The following is a 19,935-nucleotide window of genomic DNA, read 5'->3' on the forward strand; positions in this document are numbered from 1 at the left end:
GGGTTCTCCTCCCCTGCTGTCGTCTCCGCTGTACCGGCTTCCGACGGAAGCCGACCCGAACCGCCGGCTCCGTCCGGAGACCGGAGCCGGCGGCATCACCGCAAACAAACCGATCAGTCGGCCGTCGCGATGATTTCAACAAAGCGCTTCTGCGCATCGTCCGGGGTCATCGAAGGATTGGCGAAGAACTCGGAGAACAGGTCCTCCTTCTGCTTCTGGCTGTCGGCTGAAAGCAACTGGTCGGTCCATTGGATGACGTCGCCCTTGGCGAGGATGTCCAGACCCTTCTTCATGCAGTCGTTGGCGGCGGCGAGATCCACGTCGCCGCGTACCGGCAGCGAACCCTTCTTGAGGTTGAAGGCAACCTGCGCCTTCGGATCGACGAGCGTTTCGGCCAGCGCTTCCTGCGCCTTTGATTTAGCCTCGTCTTCCAGAAGCGGGAAGTAGAACGCGTCGCCGCCGGTGGCGATTACCTCGTTCACGCCAAGGCCGGGAAGGCAGCTGTAGTCCTCGCCGGCCTTGAGGCCCGCCAGTTGGAACTCGCCCTGCGCCCAGTCGCCCATGATCTGCCCGCCGGCCTTTCCGGTGATGACCATGTTGGTCGCCTGGTTCCAGTCCTGCACGTTGGTGCCCTTGGACATGCGGCGGGCGTCGTCCGCCGCCTTGAACACCTTGGCCATCTCAGGTCCTGCGGCCACGTCCGCATTCTTCTCGCCGAACACCTGCAGGAACGTGTCCTTGCCGGCGAGCGCTAGAATCAGCACGTCGAACGCCCCGTTCGCCTGCCAGGGCTGCCCGCCGACGGCGAGCGGTACGATCCCGGCCTTCTCCAGCGCCGGGGCGGCTGCGACGAGCTCGCCCCAGTTCTTCGGCACCGGCACGCCGGCCTTCTCAAAGGCGTCGTTGGAAAGCCACAGCCACTGCCAGGAATGGATATTGACCGGGGCGCAGTAGATCTTGCCGTCGATCGTGCAGGACTCGAGCAGGCTGGCCGGGCGGATGATCTCCTTCCAGTTGCCGCGCTCGGCGACATCGGTCAGATCGCGCATCAGGCCTTCCTGCACCAGCTCCTCCGCCTGGCGGCCGTGATTGAACTGCGTCGCCCCCATCGGGTCGCCGCCGGTGATGCGGCTGACCATGATCGGCCGCGCGGTACCGCCGGCCCCGGCGATGGCGCCGTCAACCCATTTGTTGCCCGTCGCGTCGAAGGCCTTGGCCAGCTCGCCGACCGCCGCCGCCTCGCCGCCGGACGTCCACCAGTGCGTCACTTCCAGGTCCGTCGCATACCCGGCTCCGACCGGCAGCGCGACGGTTGCAGCCAGGACTGCGATCACCGAACGAAATCTCATGAGTCTCCTCCCTCACTGAAACGTTACAGTAAAAACGTAGAGCAAGAGTGCTGTTCGCGCAACCCGACGAAAGTTGGAATTTTGGGGAAACGTCCCGAAGAGTTCACACGCGGACGGCAGCGTCCGCCATCGCGGCGGCTCTCATCAACTGGAAAATCCTAGTTTAGTCTTACTTTTTCAATTAGTTACACCGTAATCACTCAACAGGAAAACGAGATCCATATTCGCCTTCTGGCCCCACACCGGAGAGAATGCCCGTCTGGGCCGCGTCCGTAAAAAAGCAGAACGAGAACAATGCGCTTGGCTGAACAGCCTCGACAAACGATCTGTATCGTTTCAGTATGATCATCTTGGTTACAGGCATGTTGGCGGGCCGGCCAGAAGCATGATAACGCCGGAACGGGAAAGGGGCGCAGGATGGAAAAGCCCGACAAACATTTCGATGCAGCCGCATCATCTGCCGAACGGCCGACGTTGAAGACGATCGCCTTCATGACCGGGCTGGGCATCACCACCGTTTCGCGCGCCTTGAAGGATGCGCCGGATATCGGCCACGAAACAAAGGAACGCGTACGCCTCGTCGCCCGGCAGATCGGCTACCAGCCGAACCGCGCGGGCGTTCGCCTGCGGACCGGCAAGACCAACGTCATCAGCCTTGTCCTCTCCCTGGAAGAGGAGATCATGGGTCTGACGAGCCCCCTCGTCGTGGGCATCTCGGAGATACTGGCCGGCACGCCCTATCACCTGGTCGTGACACCCTATCGTACCGTGAACAATCCGCTCGACCCGATCCGCTACATTCTCGAGACCGGCGCTGCCGACGGCGTCATCATCTCGCGCACCGAGCCGCGCGACGCACGCGTGGCGCTGATGATGGAGCGGAATTTCCCCTTCGTCACCCATGGCCGCACCGTCATGGGACTGGATCACCCCTTCCACGACTTCGACAACGAACGCTTCGCCTACGAGGCCGTGCGCCGGCTGATCGAGCGCGGACGCCGCAGGCTGATGCTGCTGGAACCGCCGCCGCACCTGACGTTCAACATCCACATGCGCACCGGCTTCGAACGCGGCGTGCGCGATTTCGGCGGCACGATCGTCCCCTTCAGCCAGGTCAATCTCGATTCGAGCCTGCCGGAGATCCGTGCGGCCTGCGAAAGGGTCATGCAGTCGACCGATGCGCCGGACGGCATCGTGTCCGGCAGCGGCTCCGGCGCCGTCGCGCTGATCGCCGCCGTCGAAGGCAGCGGGCGACGGATCGGTCAGGAGATCGATATCGTCTCCAAGGAACCCAGCACCTTCCTGCAATGGCTCCGGCCCGAGGTCTCTACGATGCGCGAAGACACCCGCCTCGCCGGCCGCGAACTCGCAAAAGCCGTGATCGGCCGCATCGACGGCCGCCCGGCGAGCGAACTGCAGACGCTGAGCTACCCGATCACGACGGATTGAGCGCGGGACCGAGCGTGAAAAGTTGGATGTTAGCGCTCTGCGAAACATCTCTCGCGACGCCATGTTTCCGGTTCGACAGCCCTACTCCGGGATATCAGCCTGGCCACGTAAATCCCGCCTTTTGCCACCCCTCCCTCTCAGTGCCCTACACCTCCACTGTCATGCCGGGCTTGATCCGGCATCCAGCAGCGCCGCGTCGGCGGCGCGGGAATTGCTCTATCGCGCAAGGACTTGTGCGATCTGGATCCCGGATCAAGTCCGGGATGACGGTGGGGAGCAGCATGGGCGCGTCATCGGCCGCTTCGATGACAAGCCCCCGGCGGAACTGCAAACGTGGCGCTGCCGCATCCCGCCCGACAACAGAAGGGGCCGGCGCAAACGCCAGCCCCTTTTTCCTTGCGTCCGATGTCCACACCGGCCGCAGCTATAGAATCCCGATCAGGCGCCGGCGCCCAGGCCGCTGCCCCAGGGGCCGTGATGGCTGTCGGCGCCATCGATACGGTCGAAGCCGTGTGCGCCGAAGAAGTCGCGCTGGGCCTGGATGATGTTGGCCGTACCCCGGCCGCGGCGGTAGCTGTCGAAGTAGCCAAGCGCGGAGGCCAGTGCGGGAACCGGCAGGCCGGCCAGGACGGCCGCCGAAACGACGCGGCGAAGCGAACCGTCGGTCTCCTTGACCATGTCGGCGAAGGCCGGCGTGACGATCAGGTTGGCCGCGTCCGGAGCCTTGGTGAAAGCCGAGGTGATCTCGTCCAGGAACTGCGAACGGATGATGCAGCCCGCGCGCCAGATCTTGGCGATGGTCGGCATCGGCAGGTTCCAGTTGAACTCCTTCGAGGCTGCCGCCATCACTGCGAAGCCCTGCGCATAGGCGCCGATCTTGGCTGCCAGAAGCGCGCTTTCCAGATCCTTGATGAAGGCCGCCCTGTCGGAAACCGAAAGCGGTGCCACGGCGGGAAGGCCCAGGATCTTTTCCGCCGCTTCGCGCTCGCCCTTGAGCGAGGACAGGCTGCGGGCGGCAACGGCCGCCTCGATCGCGGTCGCCGGAATGCCCATGTTCTGCGCCTCGATCACCGACCATTTGCCGGTGCCCTTCTGGCCGGCCTTGTCGAGGATCATGTCGACGATCGGCTTGCCGCCGATCGGATCGGCCGCTTCGAGTACCTTGGCGGTGATCTCGATCAGGTAGGAGTTGAGCCGCCCCTTGTTCCAGGTCGCAAAGACCTCGCCTATCTCCGTGGCGCTCATCTTCAGGCCGTCGCGCAGGATGCCGTAGATCTCGGCGATCATCTGCATGTCGGCATATTCGATGCCGTTGTGGATGGTCTTGACGAAATGGCCGGCTCCGTTTTCGCCGAGCCATGCGACGCAGGGTTCGCCGTTGTACTTCGCGGCGATCGAGGTCAGCACCTTCTCGACGCGCTTCCAGCTGTCTTCCGTGCCGCCGACCATGATCGACGGGCCGTGGCGCGCACCTTCCTCGCCACCGGAAACGCCCATGCCGATGAAGGTCAGGCCGCTATCCTTCAGCGCGTCGAAGCGGCGCATGGTGTCGCGGAAGTTGGCGTTGCCGGCATCGATCATGATGTCGTTCTTTTCAAGGTGCGGGCGCAGCAGTTCCATCTGCTGGTCGACAGGCTCGCCGGCCTTGATCATGATAATGATCGGCCGCGGCGGGCGGATCGCCGCAACGAACTCTTCGATCGTGGCGCACGGCACGATATTGTCCTTAAGGGCGCCCGCTTCCTCGACGAATTCGTGGGTACGTTCGACGGTGCGGTTGAACACCGCGATCTTGTTGCCCTTTTCGGCGATGTTGAGCGCCAGATTCGATCCCATGACGCCGAGACCGATCAACCCGATTTCCGCCTGTGCCACGTTCTTACCTCCGTATGGAATGGTGCAACCCGGCCGACGGCAGCGCGTGGCAGGGGAATGCGCAAAGATACTTCCCCGCAATCGGAACATGGAAGTGCCCCGTCTGCGGTTAGGCGGTTGTTTTGGCATTTAAATCGATTAGGGACAAGCCGTTGTTTGGCCTCAAACACGCATGGCTGCTATCCGCGTTTGGCGCCGCCCCGAACGCCTCCCCCGGCGTCGTTCCCTGCCTCCCCGTCGTCGAGCACGCGCCAGGCGGCACCGTCCAGGTCTTCGTACTGGCCGCTGCGGATGGACCAGAGAAAGGCGCCAAGCCCGAGGCAGCCGAGAAAGAGCGCGATCGGAATGAGATAGATCAGCGTGTTCATGCGGTGCGCACCATTCCGGTTGCCTCTGGCCGTTCGGCCTTTCGTTCAGGACCGTTGGGTGCGGCCCCCTTCAGCCGGAGCGAGTTCGCCACCACGACGATCGACGAGGTCGACATCGCGATCGCCGCGATCAGCGGCGTCGCATGACCGAGGATGGCGATCGGCACGGCGATGACGTTGTAGCCGATGGCAAGCGCAAAGTTCTGCCGTATCAGCCGGTCGGCCCTGCGCGCGGTATCGAGTGCAAAGGAAACCGAATCCAGCCCGTCGTGCAGGAAGACGAGGTCGGCTGCCTGGCGGCCGATGTCGGCCGCCGTCGCCGGTGCCATCGAGACATGCGCAGCCGACAGCGCCGGCGCATCGTTGATACCGTCGCCGACCATCAGCACTTTCGCCCCCGATGCGGCAACCCTGCCGACGGCCTCGGTCTTCTGCCGCGGGGCAAGCCCTGCCATCCAGCGCTCCACACCGAGCTTCGACGCAACCCGCGAAACGGCCGCCGGACGATCACCGGAAAGAATGCCAAGTTGCACGCCGTTCTTTCGCAGGCTGTCGATCGCCGCCTGGGCCGCGGGCCGCAACCGGTCCTCGAAGCGGAAGGTCTCCAGAAGATGGCCGTCGAGAGACAGCAACGCCTCCGAAGCGGCGGAGCCGTCCTCCTCCACTGCCGCATCGCCGGATGCGAAGGCGCGGTTGCCCAGGCGCCAGACACCCTCCGCAGTGACGGCCTCAAGCCCGCATCCGGGAATTTCAGTAACCGTTTCGAATTCCGGCAACGGACCGGAATGGGCAGCAGCAAGTGCTGCCGACAGCGGATGACGGGAATGAGCGGCAAGCGCTGCGGCAACGGCAAAGGCGCGATCGGGCGGACATGTGGCATACTGCGCTTGCCCGGTTTCGCGGCCGATCAGACGCGGCGTTCCCATGGTCAGCGTGCCGGTCTTGTCGAACAGCGCCGTGTCGATCTCGGCAAGCCGTTCCATCGCCGAGCCATCCTTGACCATGATGCCGTTGCCGAACAGCCGCCCGGCCGCGACCACCTGAACCACCGGCACGGCAAGGCCGAGCGCGCAGGGGCAGGTAATGATCAGCACGGCGACCGCGACAAGCAGAGCATGCTTCCAGTCTCCATCGTAGAGGCCCCAGCCCATGAAGGAGACCAGCGCCAGCAGGTGTACGGCCGGGGAGTAGTAGGCGGCTGCCCGGTCGGCGATCCGGCGATAACGGGCCCGCCCGCCTTCGGCCGCCTCCATCAGGCCGATGACTTCTGCCAGGAAAGACGCCTTTGCCACGGCAATCGCCTCCACCTGCAGCGCGCCCGTCAGGTTCATCACGCCGGCTTCGAGAACGGTCCGCGGCCGCGCCGTCACCGGCACGCTTTCGCCGCTGACGAGCGACCGGTCCACGTCGCTGACGCCCGAGACGACCCGGGCATCGACGGCGATGCGCTCACCCGCCGCAATCGAAAGCCGGTCGCCGACCATGATCTCCTCCACCGGGCGAAAGATCCGTGTTCCGTCCGGCTGGAGCACCATCGCGCCGCGCGGCGAAAGCCGTGCAAGCCCGGTGATCGCCGAACGCGCACGGTCGCGCATCACGTGATCCAGGGTGCGGCCAATGAGCAGGAAGAACAAAAGCGTCACCGTCGCGTCGAACCAGGCATGCTCGGCGCTGTGGATCGTCTCCCAAAGCGAGACGCAGTAGGACAGCATCACGGCAAGCGAGATCGGAACATCCATGTTGGTACGGCCGTGCTTCAGCGCACCCCAGGCCGAGCGGAAGAAGAAGCGCCCGGCATAGATCAGCACGGGCCCGGCAATCAGCGCGGAGATCCAGTGGAACAGGTCGCGCGTCGACGCCTCGGCGCCCGACCAGACTGAAACCGACAAGAGCATGATGTTCATCGCCGCAAACCCCGAGACGGCGACGGCGCGGATCAGGTCGTTGCGAAGCTCGTCGTCCAGCGCAAGCGGTGCCGCATAGAGATGGGCGGCATAGCCGCGCGACGTAACCGCCGTCACGATCGAGCGCGGATCGAAGCCCGCGCCTTCCCGCCACCGCACCGCCACGCGCCTGGCCGTCAGGTTGACGCGGGCATCCTCGATGCCGGGAACTTCGGCCAGAGCGCCTTCGAGCGTTGCTATGCAGGCGCCGCAGTGTACGCCGGGGACGCTGAGGTCGGTCTGGTGGAGACCGCCGCCAAGGTCCTTGCTGGCCAGCAGCAATTCCTCGGCCGAAGGTACGGCCCCCGTGCCCGACGCAACGTCGAGCGCGCCTTCCGTGCCGGGTGCGCAGCAGCTCATGGCCTGTCTCCTGCAACGATCAGCCGGATCGTCTGGTGGAAGAGAACCTCCCCGCCGCGCGTCGCGCCGATGTCGGCAATCCACTGGCCGGGCTCCATTTCCCGCACGGCAGAGTAGTTGCCGCCGCCGTCCGCCGCAAGCGCCAGCTGGAAATCGTCACGCTCATCGACGGGTCGCTTGAAGGTGATCGAAACGCTGTCGGCTGCGACCCCCGCACCATCCACATCGCGCAGCGTATAGGTCACGCGCCCTTCGGCGATGACGAGCTGGCCATTCATCCCGCTCGCCGCAAAGATCTTGGCCTTTTCGACCTTGTCGTTGAACTGCTGGCTGGCGACGTAGGTGTTCTGCACCACGAGCCCGCTCCAGCTGCTGACGGCGTTCCAGGCCATGAACGCGTTGACCGAGATGATCGTGCCGAAGAACAGCACCATTACCCCCAGCATGTGCCAACCGGTAAAACGGAACGGTAGTTTCTCGCGCTTGGCGATCGGGCTCATTTCGCGTCTCCGGGGGTATTGAAGTTGGCATCATAGGTACTGCGCTCGTTGCCCGGCCGGTCCTCGGCTATCAGGCGGAACCCCTCGCCCGCCTCGTTGCGGAAGTCCTTCGGCAGCGTCACGAACACCTTCATGGCGGTCACCTTGTCGGGTGGAACCGGAATGTTGAAGCTGCGGCCGTCGGCACTTTCATGTCCGGCGATGCGAAGGGTGGCACTGGGCAGTCCCTCGATCGAAAGCGTGATGATGCGCGGCTCGGGGATCATGTTGAGAAGCTTGACTTCGTAGCCGTTGCGGATCGAGCCGTCCGATTCGATGACGTATTGCGGATTGCGGTCGTGGATGACGTTCAGCCCCAGCCGGTCTCGCGAGACTAGCGCGAACACGAGCCCGAGACCGGCGGCGGTCCAAACGAGCATGTAGAAGATCGTCCGCATCCGGAAGATTACCCGCCAGTCGAAATGACGCAGCTTGGGCGACAGGCTGCCATCGGCCGCACGCACGCGGGCCGGATCAATCGGCAGCGCCCCGCCATCGGTCGCAAGCGCCATGTTCTCGGTGTAGTCCGACAGCGTCGCATAGGCGATCAGCCCACGCTCCTTGCCGAGCTTGTCCATCACGCCATCGCAGGCGTCGATGCAAAGGGCGCAGGTGATGCATTCGAGCTGCTGCCCGTCGCGGATGTCGATGCCCATGGGACAGACCGCGACGCACGCATTGCAATCCACGCAATCGCCGACACGCTCGCCCGCCGCTGCAACCTTCTTCGCGTGCCGCGAGCGCGGCTCGCCGCGCCAGTCGTTGTAGGTCACGACGAGCGAGTTCTCGTCCACCATCGCGCCCTGAATACGCGGCCAGGGGCACATGTAGGTGCAGACCTGCTCGCGCATGAGGCCGCCGAAGACATAAGTGGTGGCGGTCAGGATCGCCACGGTGATGTAGGCGACGGGCGGCGCGTCGAAGGTGACGAAGCTCATCAGAAGCTTCGGCGCGTCGGCAAAGTAGAAGATCCACGCGCCGCCGGTGGCGATCGCGATCGCAAGCCAGATGGCGTGTTTCGTCACGCGCTTGCTCAGCTTGTCGAAGCTCCACGGGCCGGCATCCAGCTTCATTCGCGCGTTCCTGTCGCCCTCGATGGCGCGTTCGACCACGAGGAACAGGTCCACCCAGACCGTCTGCGGACAGGCGTAGCCGCACCAGGCTCGCCCCACCGCAGAGGTCACGAGGAAGAGGCCGAATCCGGCCATGACGAGAAGCCCCGCCACGAAGAAGAACTCCTGCGGCCAGATCTCGATGAAGAAGAAGTAGAAGCGCCGTCCCGCAAGGTCCACCAGCACCGCCTGGTCCGGCGCATGGGCACCGCGATCCCAGCGAATCCAGGGCGTCAGATAGTAGATGCCGAGCGTGATCAGCATCACGATCCACTTGAACTGCCGAAACCGCCCTTCGGCGCGCTTCGGAAAGATCTTCCTGCGCTTTTCGTAGAGCGGCTTGCGCAGCTTCGCCGAATTGACGGCTTCAGCGTCTAGCCGTTCGACCACTGCATCTTTCCGGGGTTCCAAGGCGTTGTATAGGTTCATCACGGGCACCATTTCAATTCCCCGTTTGTGCGCCCCGGACGCCCGACGCTCCTTGACTTAAGTCAACATCGGGGCTTGGAGACGCCATCGGTGGATGCGACAAATGAGCCGGCCGCAATCTTGACGCGGCGTTGACCGAGGCCGCCCTCGATCCATGTCCCCGTGCAGGAGGAGACAGCAATGACGCTTTATCCCGTCCGGATCATCCACCGGTCGATCGCCCGCGACTGGCGCGAGGTTTATGCCTTCGCCTCACATCCGGAGAACATCCGGCAATGGGCATCGGGCCTTTCGGCCGGACTGACGCAGGACGGCGAAGACTGGATCGGCGACGGTGGCCCGATCGGCAAGCTGCGCGTGCGCTTCGCGCCCGCCAACGAATTCGGGGTGATCGACCATACGGTGACGCTGCCCGACGGCACCCGCGTCTACAATGCGCTACGGGTCGTTCCGAATGCGGATGGCGCCGAGGTCATGTTCACCCTTTACCGCCTTCCCGGCGTAAGCAATGAAGCGTTCGAAGCCGATGCCGCCCATATCGCTCGCGACCTGGAGGCGTTGAAGGTCATTCTGGAAAACACGGGGACATTTTGATGAACACTGCCGGCAAGGATCGCAAGATCGACTACATCGAGTTCAACGTGGCCGATATCGCCCGGTCCAAGGCATTCTACGGTTCCGCCTTCGGCTGGACCTTCACCGACTACGGGCCGGAATACTGCGAATTCCAGGACGGCCGCCTGACCGGCGGTTTCACCACGCTGGCGCCGGTGAACGCCGGCGGCGGACCGCTGGTGATCCTCTTCGCTGACGACCTGGAGGACGCGCTCACCCGTGTGGAGATGGCGGGCGGCAGGATTGCCAGGCCCATCTTCCCGTTTCCCGGCGGAAGGCGCTTCCACTTTTCCGATCCGGATGGATACGAGCTTGCGGTCTGGTCCGACCGCTAGACTGGCTTGCAGACGAAAGACGGCCGGGGCATTGCCTCCCCGGCCGATCCTGAACGGCGCATGTCTGGCCGGCCTCTACTCGCCGCCGCCCAGCGAGTGGACGAAGACGGCCAGTTGCTTGACGGTCGGCTCGCCGAGGCGTGGCAGCCAGGCGGGCATGACGCCATGCTTCGGCGACCGGATCTGGGTGGCGATGGCGGCCTCGGCCTCTCCCTTCAGCCAGATGGCATCGGCAAGGTTCGGCGCGCCAAGCTCGCGATTGCCCTTCGCATTTTCGCCGTGGCAGGAGGCGCAATTGTCCGCAAAGAGCTGCTTGCCGGGCTCGACCATGCCCTGGTCGGCAGGCGTGCCGGTGAGGCTGACCACATAGGCGGCCACCTGCCTGATCTCGTCGGGCTGCAGCATGTCGCCGAAGGCCGGCATTTCGGAGACGTGCGTGTCCGGATCGCTTTCAAAGCGAATGCCGTGTGCGATCGTCTTGTAGATCTCGTCGACGCTGCCACCCCAGATCCAGTCGTCGTCGTTCAGGTTCGGAAAGCCCTGCGAGCCGGCCGCACCGGAGCCGTGGCACTGCGCGCAGTTGACCTTGAAGGCCGAGGCCCCGCCGGCGATGGCGAACTGCGCCAGTTCCGGATCGGCGACGATCTCCGTCAGCGGCGTTGCGGCGATCCGCTCGACATAGACGTTCTGCGCAATGCGGGCGGTCTCGAGGTCCCTGGCGACGTTCGCCCGGCTCGAGTATCCGAGCACGCCTTGCGTGGCCCCCGTCAACAATGGCCATGCCGGATAGGCGATCGTATAGCCGATCGCCCAGATGATGGTCGCGTAGAAGGTCCAGACCCACCAGCGCGGCATCGGATTGTTCAGCTCACGGATTCCGTCCCACTCGTGGCCGGTGGTCTCGACGCCCGAGATCTCATCGACGTGCTTTTCGGCACTTGGTCTATCGAGCATGATATCAGTCCTCCTTGAGAGGGATTTCAGCGGCGTTTTCAGCGGCTTTTCGCGCGCCGGGCCGGAAGGTGAACAGAACGACCCCGACGAAAAAGATCGTCATGGCGAGCAATCCCCAGCTGTCGGCGAAGTGGCGCATGGCGGTATAGGTTTCCATATCGCGCCCTCCTCAGCGATAGCCGCTGGCGTTGTCGTAGGTGGAGAAGTCCACAAGCGTGCCGAGCATCTGCAGATAGGCGACGAGCGCGTCCATCTCCGTCAGCTTCTGCGGATCGCCGTCGAAATCGCCGATTTTCGCCTTCGGATAGCGCTCCAGCAGGCCGGCGGTGTCGGCGTTCGGATCGGCCTGCGCCTTGAGGTCGGCGACAGCGTTTTCCAGCATCGCATCGTCATAGGGCACGCCCACGGCCCGGTTCGCCTTGAGGTTCATGGTGACGTCGGTCACCTTCAAGGGCGTCTCCTTCAGGAAGGCATAGCTGGGCATGATCGATTCCGGCACGACCGAGCGCGGCTCGATCAGGTGCTGCACGTGCCATTCGTTCGAATAGCGGTCGCCGACGCGGGCGAGGTCCGGCCCCGTGCGCTTGGAACCCCATTGGAACGGATGGTCGTACATGCTTTCGGCGGCGAGGCTGTAATGGCCGTAGCGCTCCACCTCGTCGCGGAACGGCCGGATCATCTGGCTGTGACAGACGTAGCAGCCTTCCCGGACGTAGATGTCGCGCCCCGCAAGTTCCAGCGGCGAGTAGGGACGCATGCCCTCCACCTTCTCTATCGTATTCTCGAGATAGAAGAGCGGTGCGATTTCCACGATGCCACCGACGGTGACGACGAGCAGCGAGCCGACCAGAAGCAGGGTCGCGTTGCGTTCGATGAGTGCGTGTTTGTCGAGGATCGACATGGTCGTGCTCCTATTCGGCCGGCTGCAGTGCGGGCACGACGCCGGGAATCGGCGCCTCGTCGCGCTGGTAGCCGAGGATGGTCATGGTGACGTTGAAGGCCATGATCAACGCGCCGGCGAGGAACAGGCCACCGCCGATGGCGCGCAGGACGTAGTAAGGGATCATCGCTGCCACGGTTTCCGCGAACGAATAGACGAGGAAGCCCTGGCCGTCGTACTCGCGCCACATCAGGCCCTGCTGGATGCCGGCGACCCACATCACCGCGGCGTAGACCACGATGCCGAGGGTGGCGAGCCAGAAGTGCCAGTTGACCATGCGGATCGAGTAGAGCCGCTCGCGGTTCCACAGCTTCGGCACCAGGAAGTAGATCGCGCCGAAGGTGATCAGCCCGTTCCAGCCGAGCGCGCCCGAATGCACGTGGCCGATGGTCCAGTCGGTGTAGTGGCTGAGCGAGTTGACCGCACGGATCGACATCATCGGCCCCTCGAAGGTCGCCATACCGTAGAAGGCGATGGCCATGACCATCATGCGCACGATCGGATCGGTGCGGATCTTGTCCCAGGCGCCCGAGAGCGTCATCAGGCCGTTGATCATCCCACCCCAGGAGGGCATCCACAGCATGATCGAAAACACCATGCCGAGCGTCTGCGCCCAGTCCGGCAGCGCGGTATAGTGCAGATGGTGCGGACCAGCCCAGATGTAGAGGAAGATCAGTGCCCAGAAGTGGATGATCGAAAGACGGTAGGAATAGACCGGGCGGTTCACCTGCTTGGGCACGAAGTAGTACATCATGCCCAGGAAGCCGGCGGTGAGGAAGAAGCCCACGGCATTGTGGCCGTACCACCACTGGGTCAGCGCATCCTGCACGCCCGAGAACGCCGAATAGCTTTTTACGCCGAGGAAGGAGACAGGCACCGCCAGGTTGTTGACGATGTGCAGCATGGCGACCGTGACGATGAACGACAGGAAGAACCAGTTCGCCACGTAGATATGCGGCTCCTTGCGCTTCAGGATCGTCCCGAGGAAGGCGACGAGATAGGCGACCCAGACGACGGTGAGCCAGAGGTCCACGTACCATTCCGGCTCGGCATATTCGCGCCCCTGGGTGATGCCCAGCAGATAGCCGGTCGCGGCCATGACGATGAACAGCTGGTAGCCCCAGAACACGAACCAGCCGAGATTGCCGCCGAACAGACGTGCGCGCGAGGTCCGCTGGACAACGTAGAACGACGTCGCGATCAGGGCGTTGCCGCCGAAGGCGAAGATCACCGCGGACGTATGCAGCGGACGCATGCGGCCGAAGTTGAGCCAGGGCTCGATGTTGAGATCGGGGAAGGCCAGTTGCAGCGCCACGACCACGCCGACGAGAAAGCCGACGACGCCCCAGAACACGGTGGCGATGACGCCGTACTTGATGACGTCGTCGAAGTACGGGTTCGCGCCCGCCTTGTTGCCGTAGCCGCCGGGAACGGGGTACGGCGCAAACGACACGCGCCGCAGCATCACCACCGTGCTGCCCAGCAGCACGAAGAACAGCACCCACATATGGGACTGGAACAAATTATCATGCGCAAATGCCGCGCCGAGAAGCGCGAAGAACGCCCCCACGGCAAGCAGCGCGGTTTCAAATCCATATTTCATCGTTGGCATCCCCAACTCAACGTGCCCAACTCAACGAGCGTTGCGTGCCGGAAGGGGATTCGCTCGAAACCCGTCACGGCAGTCAGGGCAGTGCTCGCAGAAGCGTGAAGGCTCAGCCTTGATGCAGATCAACGCGAGGTTTCAATCACGCAGGCATCAATGTCGGCAGATTGAAGTCTCAGGACGAGGAACGTGCCAATGACGCTGGCAAACCAGGAACACGACCGGGTCGAGCACCTGCTTTCCGCCATGCCCCGCGACACCGTGTCGCTCGACTGGCTGGCGGGCGCCCACCGTGAACAGCTAAAGCTGTGCGACGCACTGGAGGAAATCGCCGACAGCCTGCCGTCGGCCGTGAACCGGCAGAAGTGTATCTATGCGGCAAAGGTCCTGGGGCCTCTGATCCACGGGCTGCATCGCTACGAGGAACAGGTGCTGTTCCCCCACCTCGCCGCAAAAGCTGCGAGCGACGGCGCGCTGAGGCAGACGCTGAACCGGCTGAAGTTCGAGCATTGCGAGGACGAGTGTTTTGCGGAGGAGCTGGTCGATACGCTTCTCAAGCTCGGCAGCGGCATGCCGGACGTCAACGCCGAGGCGGCCGGCTACATGCTGCGCGGCTTCTTCGAGACTATTCGCCGCCACATCGCGTTCGAGCGCGAGCACCTCCTGCGCGGCATCTACGCCGCCTGAAGTGGCCACGTCCCTCGCCCGTCAGGCCTTCTTGACCTTCAGCGTATGCTTGATGTCCCAGCGGTCGTGATACCAGAGCCACTGGCTCGGATACTCGCGAACCCACTGCTCGACCTTGTCGTTCAGCTTCTGCGCCGTCGCATCGACATCGACCGAACCGTCCGCCTTGCGCGGGATCTCCATCGCCGGTTCCAGCTCTAGCCGGAAACGATTGTTCGGCAGGCGGATGCAGCGGGCCGGATAGACCTCGCAGTCGAACTGGCGCACCAGCTTGGCCAGCAGCGGGTTGGTCTGGACGGGCTGACCGAAGAAGCTTGTGGGCAAACCCTTCCGGTACTTCTGGTCGACCAGAACCCCGACGGGCTGACCGCTGTCCAGCTTGCGGGCCAGCGTGAACGACGAGCCTGCATGCGACGGCACGAGGTTGCCCATACGCGCGCGGCGGAAATCGAAGACCTTCTCGGCGATGTAGGGATTGTTGGGCGGCCGGAACAGCACTGTCACCTCGATGCCGAAGGCAGCGCCTGCGACCGGCAACATCTCGAAGTTGCCAGTGTGGCCGGTAAAGACGATGAAGGGCCGGCGGTTTTCGTAGAGATCGATGAAAATGGGGACGCCCTCGACCTCCACCCTTCCGACCTTGTCGCTGAACGGATCGAAGTCGAACAGTCGATCGAGGAAGACGTACTCGGCGGCCATCCGACCCATATTGCCCCAGCTCTCCATGGCAATGGCGGAAAGCTCGGCGTCGGGCTTTTCGGGAAAGGCGTTGCGCAGGTTCGTCATCATCAGCGCGTGCCTGCGCGTCTTCGGGCCGATAAAGCGGGCGACGCGGTCGGCGAAGTTCATCGCCCCGTCCGCCGGAAACAGCTTCAGCACGTTCAGAAGGCCGAACACCAGCTGCGCAATCAACCACTGCTCGAAATTGCGCAGCGCCAGCACGACGCGAGTAATGAAACGACGCACGATCGTCAGTCCAGCCGCAGGACGATCTTGCCGAAGATCTGGCGCGATTCCATCCGCTCCAGAGCGGTTGCGATGCCGTCGAAGGTGACCTCGGTGTCGATCACCGGATGAACGATGCCGCGGGCCATCTTCTGCATGGCGTTCGCCATGTTCTCCATCCGGCAGCCGAACGAGCCGAGCAGCTTCAATTGCTGCTGGAACAGCATCATCAGGTTCATCTCGGTCGAAACGCCCGACGTCGAGCCGCAGGTGACGAGGCGGCCGCCGCGCTTCAGGCACAGCATCGAGCCGGCCCAGGTGTCCTTGCCGACGTGCTCGAACACCACGTCCACGCCCTTCTTCTTCGTCAGCTTGCGCACGACACCCTCGAAGCGGTCTTCGCGGTAATTGATGACGTGATCGGCGCCAAGCGCCTTCGCCTTCTCGATCTTGTCGTTCGAGCCGACCGTGGTGATGACGGTGCAACCGATCTTCTTGGCAAGCTGGATCGCAGCCGTACCGATGCCCGATCCGCCGGCGTGGACGAGGATCGTCTCGCCGGGCTCAAGCCTGGCGTTGTCGAACAGCATGTGCTCGACGGTGCCGAAGGTGACGGGCGCCAGCGCCGCTGCGACCGCGTCGATGCCGGGCGGTGCCGGAACGAGCTGGCGCGCGGGAATGTTGATCTTCTCCTGCGCGAAGCCGTCGAGATGGAACCCGTGAACGCCGCCGACATGTTCGCACAGGTTGTCACGCCCCTCGCGGCAGGGCTTGCACAGGCCGCAGACGCGCGCGCCGTAGACCGATACGAGCTGCCCCGGCAGCACGTTTGCAACGCCTGGGCCGATCTGGTCGACGACACCGGCGGCTTCCGCGCCGATCACCAGCGGCATCTTGCGCTTGGCAAACGCCATGCCGCGCCAGCCCCACACGTCGATATGGTTCAGCGCCACCGCCTTGACCCGCAGCGTCACCTCGCCGGGCGCCGGAGCCGGCGGCTCGGGAATGTCGGTCAGTTCGAGCTTGCGATCATCGAGAAGCTGCAGTGCGCGCATTTTTCGGTCCTTTGCCGCGCTGGCGGCATGATGTTTATGGGCGGCGTCGGCTGGCGCCTAAGGCGCGCCACGTTTCGGATCGTTCCTCTAGCGCATGCCCCGGAAAATCGAAACATCTTTCGCAAGAGGGTCGCAGGTGGCATACGCCTGTCGCGGGCCGGTGGCCGATCGTCATGCTCGGGCTTGTCCCGAGCATCTGGCCACGTCGCCCGTGGAGCAGGGTAAGCCATCTTCGTCAAAGGGTTTGACCAGCGACACCGGATCCTCGGCACAAGGCCGAGGATGACGGCAGCGATGCGTATTATCGGCTGAGGCAGACTTATCGCCCCTTCACTACAGTTCCGTCAGGCAGGCTCCGCCGTCATCACCAGGCTGGCGTTCTGCCCGCCGAAGCCGAACGAGTTCGACAGCACGGCCGAAACCTGCTTGTCGCGCTTCACGTTCGGCACGACATCGAGAACGATCGTCGGATCCGGGTTCTGGTAGTTGATCGTCGGCGGCAACGTGCCGGTAAGCATCGTCTGCAGCGAGAACACCGCCTCGATCGCGCCAGCCGCCGTCAGCGTATGGCCGATCATCGACTTGTTGGAGGAGACCGGGATCTTGGAAAGCCCTTCCCCGAACACCGTCGACATGGAGAGATACTCCATCTTGTCGTTTTCCGGCGTCGAGGTGCCGTGCGCGTTGATGTAACCGATGCCGTCTTCGGCGATGCCCGCGTCTTCCAATGCCGCGCGGATCGTCGCGATCGCAGGTCCGCCATCCGGCGAGGACCGGGTACGGTGGAAATGGTCAGCCTTCTCGCCGCAGCCCTTCATGATGCCCAGCACGCGCGCGCCGCGGGCGACGGCCGACTCCAGTGATTCCAGAACGAGCGTCGCAGCCCCTTCGGCGATCACGAAGCCGTCGCGGTCCTTGGTGAAGGGCTTGGAGGCCTTCTGTGGCGGGTCGTTCTGGGTGGAGAGTGCTGACAGGAGCGCGAAGCGGATCAGCGCTTCGGCCGTGACCGAGCCGTCGGTTCCCACCGTCAGCGCCCGGTCCGTTCGTCCCTGGCGGATCGCCTCGACACCGAGCTGGATCGCCGTCGCACCCGAAGCGCAGGCAGTCGACAGCGTCACCGGCAGGCCGCGCGTGCCGAAGCGATCGGCGAGGCGCTCGGAAATCGCGCCGAACAGCCAGGCCTCGTGCAGTGCCGGGTCGGGCTTGTCGCGCAGTACCGTAAGGAAGCGGTCATAGGCATCGCCCGGTCGCTGCGACGGTGGTGCGCGATCGGCAAGTGCGAAGCGCGCGCTCCATTCCGGCTCGATCGGCGGTGCGGCGAGAAACAGCGGCCCGCCGAAATGGCCGGACAGGCCGGCCTGCGCCAGGGCCTCGTCAGTCGTTTCGCGGGCATAGAAATAGGACCGCTCCACCGGGTTCTCCGCCGGCAGTTCGACGAAGTCGACGGTGCCGGCGATACGGGTGTTCAGCCCGTCGACGGGGAAGCGGGTGATGCCGTGGATACCGGAAACGCCGCCTGAAAGCGCGGCCCAGTTGTCCTTCAGGCCTTGCCCGAGCGAGGTGATGACGCCCATGCCTGTCACGGCGACGATCGGGCGTCCGAGATGATCCCTAAAGGCTGCCTTGGTCATGCGCCCGTCCTCACTTCTCTGCCTTCAGGATTGCAATGCCCTCGCCGCGCGCATGGCCGATCGTCGTGACGATCGCCGTATCGGCAGCGCCGTCCATCGTCCCTTCGCTCAAGGGATCGAAGGCAGGAACCTTCGCCTCGTTGGCAAGCGCAAGTCCGGCAAGCGCCAGCCCGAGCGGGAACTGGCTTTCCAGCGCATGTCCGGTCACGCCGCCATAAGCGCGCACCGGTACGCCGGCAAAGCGCCCATCGAGCCAGGTCTTCTCGCGATCGGCAAGCGCGTGCATGCCCGATGCGCCCGAGAAGACGATCGCGGATCCCGCCTTGGCCTCGAGGCCGTCCACCAGCGCGTCCAGCCGGCGTTCCAGCCGCCCATCCTCGCGACGACCGCGGTCGCCGCCGATTTCCGCAATGGACGCATAGATGCGGGCGCCGCGACCTTCGGCGTGCGCGCGCGATTCCAGCACCAGGAAGGCACCGACGGACCCGCCGATGATGCCGCCGCCGGCATTCTCGTCGCGCGACCAGAGCGGCGTCCAGCCACCTGTCGCGTGGGCGCCGAGTGCCTCGTAGAGCAGGATCACGTCCGGCCGCTCGGCGACGAAGGCGCCGCCGACCAGCGTGTGCGTCGACTGGCCTGCGCGAATGCGGGCGAACGCTGTCTCGATGGCGCTGATGCCGGCCGCCTCCTCGCCCATGAAGGTGCGCGAGGAACCGGTCACCTTGTGGACGATCGAGATATTGCCGGCCATCAGGTTGGAGAGCTGGGCCAGAAACAGCGTCGGACGCAGCTCCGTCGTCAGCTTCTCGTTCAGCAGCTGCTCGCGGTCGTTGCGCTTCAGCCCCTCGTCGACGATCAGCGAATCGACGTTGATGTCGCGTTCACCGCCGCCGGCGGCGACGATCATGTCCATCGTGCCGCAAGCATCGGCATCGTCCTTCAGTCCGGCATCGTCGAGCGCCAGGCCGGCTGCAAAGACGCCGAGGCGCTGCCAGTTCTCCATCTGCCGCTGGTCGCCGCGCTTGGCGATCTGCTGGGACCAGTCGATCTCCGGCATCGGATGCACCGGATAAGGCGCGAACCGCTCCGTGTCGATCTTCAGCTCCGGTGCGGTCGTAGCCTTCAGCAGCGCGATGTGCGGCTCGGTCCCGACACCCTGGCAGGTGACGATGCCGATGCCGGTGATGACGACGTCGTTTTGCGCCTTCGTCATGCGTCAGTTCCTCTTTATTGGGCCGTTGCGGCAAGCGCATCCGTCAGACCGACTTCGCCGGCCCGGCGGCGCACGATGTCGGCCAGCGGCACTTCGCTGAACGGCATGGTGCGCAGCTTCAGCTGAGCGTCGCAGATCTTCTTGCCGCCGGAGGTGATCTTTGCCTTGGTCACGGCGAAACCCGAACCGTCGTGCTCCAGCACCGCCTCGATGTCGAGCACGGCGTCGGGCTCGACGAACGCGCGCATCTTGGCACCGTCGACCGACATCAGGAACGGCATCGCGTTGAAATTCGTGGCGGCCAGCACCAGGAAGCCGGATGCCTGCGCCATCGTTTCGATCAGAAGGACGCCCGGCACGAGCGGCATGCCCGGAAAATGCCCTTCGAAGACGGGACTTTTCGACGGCACAATCGAACGCGCCGTGAGCGTCTTGCGCTCGGCGTCCACGGCTTCCACCCGATCGATCATCTGGAAATATTCAAGCAGCATCACAATCCCATATAGCCGCAAGTTACCGCTTTGTAACCG

Annotated in this window: 19 protein-coding genes; 4 read left to right on the forward strand and 15 right to left on the reverse strand. The window is 64.3% G+C overall.

Annotated elements, in window-relative coordinates:
- Positions 1–113 precede the first annotated feature (113 nt).
- Entirely contained in the window at positions 114–1,349 is a 1,236-nt protein-coding gene (locus CRO48_RS16755; protein WP_097141004.1) for an ABC transporter substrate-binding protein, read from the reverse strand.
- 417 nt (positions 1,350–1,766) lie between these two features.
- Here CRO48_RS16755 and CRO48_RS16760 point away from each other — a divergent pair, with 417 nt between their 5' ends.
- On the forward strand, positions 1,767–2,798 hold the full coding sequence (locus tag CRO48_RS16760; RefSeq protein WP_097141005.1) for a LacI family transcriptional regulator: 1,032 nt from the start codon (positions 1,767–1,769) through the stop codon (positions 2,796–2,798).
- A 438-nt stretch (positions 2,799–3,236) separates the two neighbouring features.
- Here CRO48_RS16760 and gndA read toward each other — a convergent pair whose 3' ends face one another.
- The 5 genes from gndA to ccoG all read right to left on the reverse strand — a co-directional run bounded on the left by gndA (position 3,237) and on the right by ccoG (position 9,424).
- A complete protein-coding gene (gndA, locus tag CRO48_RS16765; RefSeq protein ID WP_097141006.1) occupies positions 3,237–4,673 on the reverse strand; it encodes an NADP-dependent phosphogluconate dehydrogenase in 1,437 nt (478 codons plus the stop codon).
- Positions 4,674–4,852: 179 nt separating this feature from the next.
- Positions 4,853–5,041, reverse strand: coding sequence for a cbb3-type cytochrome oxidase assembly protein CcoS (gene ccoS, locus CRO48_RS16770; protein ID WP_097141007.1), 189 nt, complete (start codon positions 5,039–5,041; stop codon positions 4,853–4,855).
- A complete protein-coding gene (locus CRO48_RS16775) occupies positions 5,038–7,344 on the reverse strand; it encodes a heavy metal translocating P-type ATPase (protein WP_097141008.1) in 2,307 nt (768 codons plus the stop codon). Before CRO48_RS16775 ends, ccoS begins: the two co-directional genes overlap by 4 nt.
- The gene (locus tag CRO48_RS16780; protein ID WP_097141009.1) at positions 7,341–7,844 is read right to left on the reverse strand and encodes a FixH family protein; all 504 of its coding nucleotides are present in this window, start codon (positions 7,842–7,844) and stop codon (positions 7,341–7,343) included. The genes CRO48_RS16775 and CRO48_RS16780 overlap by 4 nt, the downstream gene beginning before the upstream one ends.
- Positions 7,841–9,424: a cytochrome c oxidase accessory protein CcoG gene (gene ccoG, locus CRO48_RS16785; RefSeq protein ID WP_097141010.1), complete on the reverse strand. Its 1,584-nt coding sequence runs from the start codon at positions 9,422–9,424 to the stop codon at positions 7,841–7,843. The genes CRO48_RS16780 and ccoG overlap by 4 nt, the downstream gene beginning before the upstream one ends.
- A gap of 180 nt (positions 9,425–9,604) precedes the next feature.
- Here ccoG and CRO48_RS16790 point away from each other — a divergent pair, with 180 nt between their 5' ends.
- Together CRO48_RS16790 and CRO48_RS16795 are read left to right on the forward strand one after the other, a co-directional pair.
- Entirely contained in the window at positions 9,605–10,018 is a 414-nt protein-coding gene (locus CRO48_RS16790; protein WP_097141011.1) for a polyketide cyclase, read from the forward strand.
- Positions 10,018–10,374: a VOC family protein gene (locus tag CRO48_RS16795; protein ID WP_097141012.1), complete on the forward strand. Its 357-nt coding sequence runs from the start codon at positions 10,018–10,020 to the stop codon at positions 10,372–10,374. Before CRO48_RS16790 ends, CRO48_RS16795 begins: the two co-directional genes overlap by 1 nt.
- Before the next feature lie 75 nt (positions 10,375–10,449).
- Here the strand turns inward: CRO48_RS16795 and ccoP are convergent, their stop codons facing one another.
- Genes ccoP through ccoN form a run of 4 tightly spaced genes read right to left on the reverse strand, consistent with a single transcriptional unit; the run spans position 10,450 to position 13,871 of the window.
- A complete protein-coding gene (gene ccoP / locus CRO48_RS16800) occupies positions 10,450–11,328 on the reverse strand; it encodes a cytochrome-c oxidase, cbb3-type subunit III (protein ID WP_097141013.1) in 879 nt (292 codons plus the stop codon).
- Positions 11,329–11,332: 4 nt separating this feature from the next.
- Entirely contained in the window at positions 11,333–11,485 is a 153-nt protein-coding gene (locus CRO48_RS16805) for a cbb3-type cytochrome c oxidase subunit 3 (protein ID WP_097141014.1), read from the reverse strand.
- A 12-nt stretch (positions 11,486–11,497) separates the two neighbouring features.
- Entirely contained in the window at positions 11,498–12,229 is a 732-nt protein-coding gene (gene ccoO / locus CRO48_RS16810; protein WP_097141015.1) for a cytochrome-c oxidase, cbb3-type subunit II, read from the reverse strand.
- Between the two features lie 10 nt (positions 12,230–12,239).
- Entirely contained in the window at positions 12,240–13,871 is a 1,632-nt protein-coding gene (ccoN, locus tag CRO48_RS16815; RefSeq protein WP_097141016.1) for a cytochrome-c oxidase, cbb3-type subunit I, read from the reverse strand.
- A 198-nt stretch (positions 13,872–14,069) separates the two neighbouring features.
- On the opposite strand from ccoN, the gene CRO48_RS16820 reads away from it, so the two are divergent.
- The gene (locus tag CRO48_RS16820) at positions 14,070–14,561 is read left to right on the forward strand and encodes a hemerythrin domain-containing protein (RefSeq protein ID WP_097141017.1); all 492 of its coding nucleotides are present in this window, start codon (positions 14,070–14,072) and stop codon (positions 14,559–14,561) included.
- Between the two features lie 21 nt (positions 14,562–14,582).
- On the opposite strand, the gene CRO48_RS16825 is transcribed toward CRO48_RS16820, so the two are convergent.
- The 5 genes from CRO48_RS16825 to CRO48_RS16845 all read right to left on the reverse strand — a co-directional run bounded on the left by CRO48_RS16825 (position 14,583) and on the right by CRO48_RS16845 (position 19,896).
- Positions 14,583–15,527, reverse strand: a complete 945-nt coding sequence (locus CRO48_RS16825) for a lipid A biosynthesis lauroyl acyltransferase (RefSeq protein ID WP_097141018.1) — start codon at positions 15,525–15,527, stop codon at positions 14,583–14,585.
- A gap of 5 nt (positions 15,528–15,532) precedes the next feature.
- Positions 15,533–16,561, reverse strand: a complete 1,029-nt coding sequence (locus tag CRO48_RS16830; RefSeq protein WP_097141019.1) for a zinc-binding dehydrogenase — start codon at positions 16,559–16,561, stop codon at positions 15,533–15,535.
- Between the two features lie 344 nt (positions 16,562–16,905).
- Positions 16,906–18,192: a beta-ketoacyl-ACP synthase gene (locus CRO48_RS16835; RefSeq protein ID WP_097141020.1), complete on the reverse strand. Its 1,287-nt coding sequence runs from the start codon at positions 18,190–18,192 to the stop codon at positions 16,906–16,908.
- A 10-nt stretch (positions 18,193–18,202) separates the two neighbouring features.
- Entirely contained in the window at positions 18,203–19,405 is a 1,203-nt protein-coding gene (locus CRO48_RS16840) for a beta-ketoacyl-ACP synthase (RefSeq protein ID WP_097141021.1), read from the reverse strand.
- Positions 19,406–19,419: 14 nt separating this feature from the next.
- Positions 19,420–19,896, reverse strand: coding sequence for a 3-hydroxyacyl-ACP dehydratase FabZ family protein (locus CRO48_RS16845; protein ID WP_097141022.1), 477 nt, complete (start codon positions 19,894–19,896; stop codon positions 19,420–19,422).
- Positions 19,897–19,935 lie beyond the last annotated feature (39 nt).

This window comes from Rhizobium subbaraonis (genome assembly GCF_900220975.1).
Taxonomy (GTDB): Bacteria; Pseudomonadota; Alphaproteobacteria; order Rhizobiales; family Rhizobiaceae; genus Mycoplana; species Mycoplana subbaraonis.

Excerpts from the sequence above, each read along its gene's own strand:
- CRO48_RS16840 (WP_097141021.1), bottom strand. The coding sequence starts at position 19,405 with ATGACGAAGGCGCAAAACGACGTCGTCATCACCGGCATCGGCATCGTC.
- ccoO (WP_097141015.1), bottom strand. The coding sequence starts at position 12,229 with ATGTCGATCCTCGACAAACACGCACTCATCGAACGCAACGCGACCCTG.
- CRO48_RS16830 (WP_097141019.1), bottom strand. The coding sequence starts at position 16,561 with ATGCGCGCACTGCAGCTTCTCGATGATCGCAAGCTCGAACTGACCGAC.
- CRO48_RS16805 (WP_097141014.1), bottom strand. The coding sequence starts at position 11,485 with ATGGAAACCTATACCGCCATGCGCCACTTCGCCGACAGCTGGGGATTG.
- ccoN (WP_097141016.1), bottom strand. The coding sequence starts at position 13,871 with ATGAAATATGGATTTGAAACCGCGCTGCTTGCCGTGGGGGCGTTCTTC.
- CRO48_RS16795 (WP_097141012.1), top strand. The coding sequence starts at position 10,018 with ATGAACACTGCCGGCAAGGATCGCAAGATCGACTACATCGAGTTCAAC.
- CRO48_RS16780 (WP_097141009.1), bottom strand. The coding sequence starts at position 7,844 with ATGAGCCCGATCGCCAAGCGCGAGAAACTACCGTTCCGTTTTACCGGT.
- ccoG (WP_097141010.1), bottom strand. The coding sequence starts at position 9,424 with ATGAACCTATACAACGCCTTGGAACCCCGGAAAGATGCAGTGGTCGAA.
- CRO48_RS16820 (WP_097141017.1), top strand. The coding sequence starts at position 14,070 with ATGACGCTGGCAAACCAGGAACACGACCGGGTCGAGCACCTGCTTTCC.
- CRO48_RS16845 (WP_097141022.1), bottom strand. The coding sequence starts at position 19,896 with ATGCTGCTTGAATATTTCCAGATGATCGATCGGGTGGAAGCCGTGGAC.
- ccoP (WP_097141013.1), bottom strand. The coding sequence starts at position 11,328 with ATGCTCGATAGACCAAGTGCCGAAAAGCACGTCGATGAGATCTCGGGC.
- CRO48_RS16835 (WP_097141020.1), bottom strand. The coding sequence starts at position 18,192 with ATGACCAAGGCAGCCTTTAGGGATCATCTCGGACGCCCGATCGTCGCC.
- CRO48_RS16755 (WP_097141004.1), bottom strand. The coding sequence starts at position 1,349 with ATGAGATTTCGTTCGGTGATCGCAGTCCTGGCTGCAACCGTCGCGCTG.
- CRO48_RS16775 (WP_097141008.1), bottom strand. The coding sequence starts at position 7,344 with ATGAGCTGCTGCGCACCCGGCACGGAAGGCGCGCTCGACGTTGCGTCG.
- CRO48_RS16790 (WP_097141011.1), top strand. The coding sequence starts at position 9,605 with ATGACGCTTTATCCCGTCCGGATCATCCACCGGTCGATCGCCCGCGAC.
- CRO48_RS16760 (WP_097141005.1), top strand. The coding sequence starts at position 1,767 with ATGGAAAAGCCCGACAAACATTTCGATGCAGCCGCATCATCTGCCGAA.
- ccoS (WP_097141007.1), bottom strand. The coding sequence starts at position 5,041 with ATGAACACGCTGATCTATCTCATTCCGATCGCGCTCTTTCTCGGCTGC.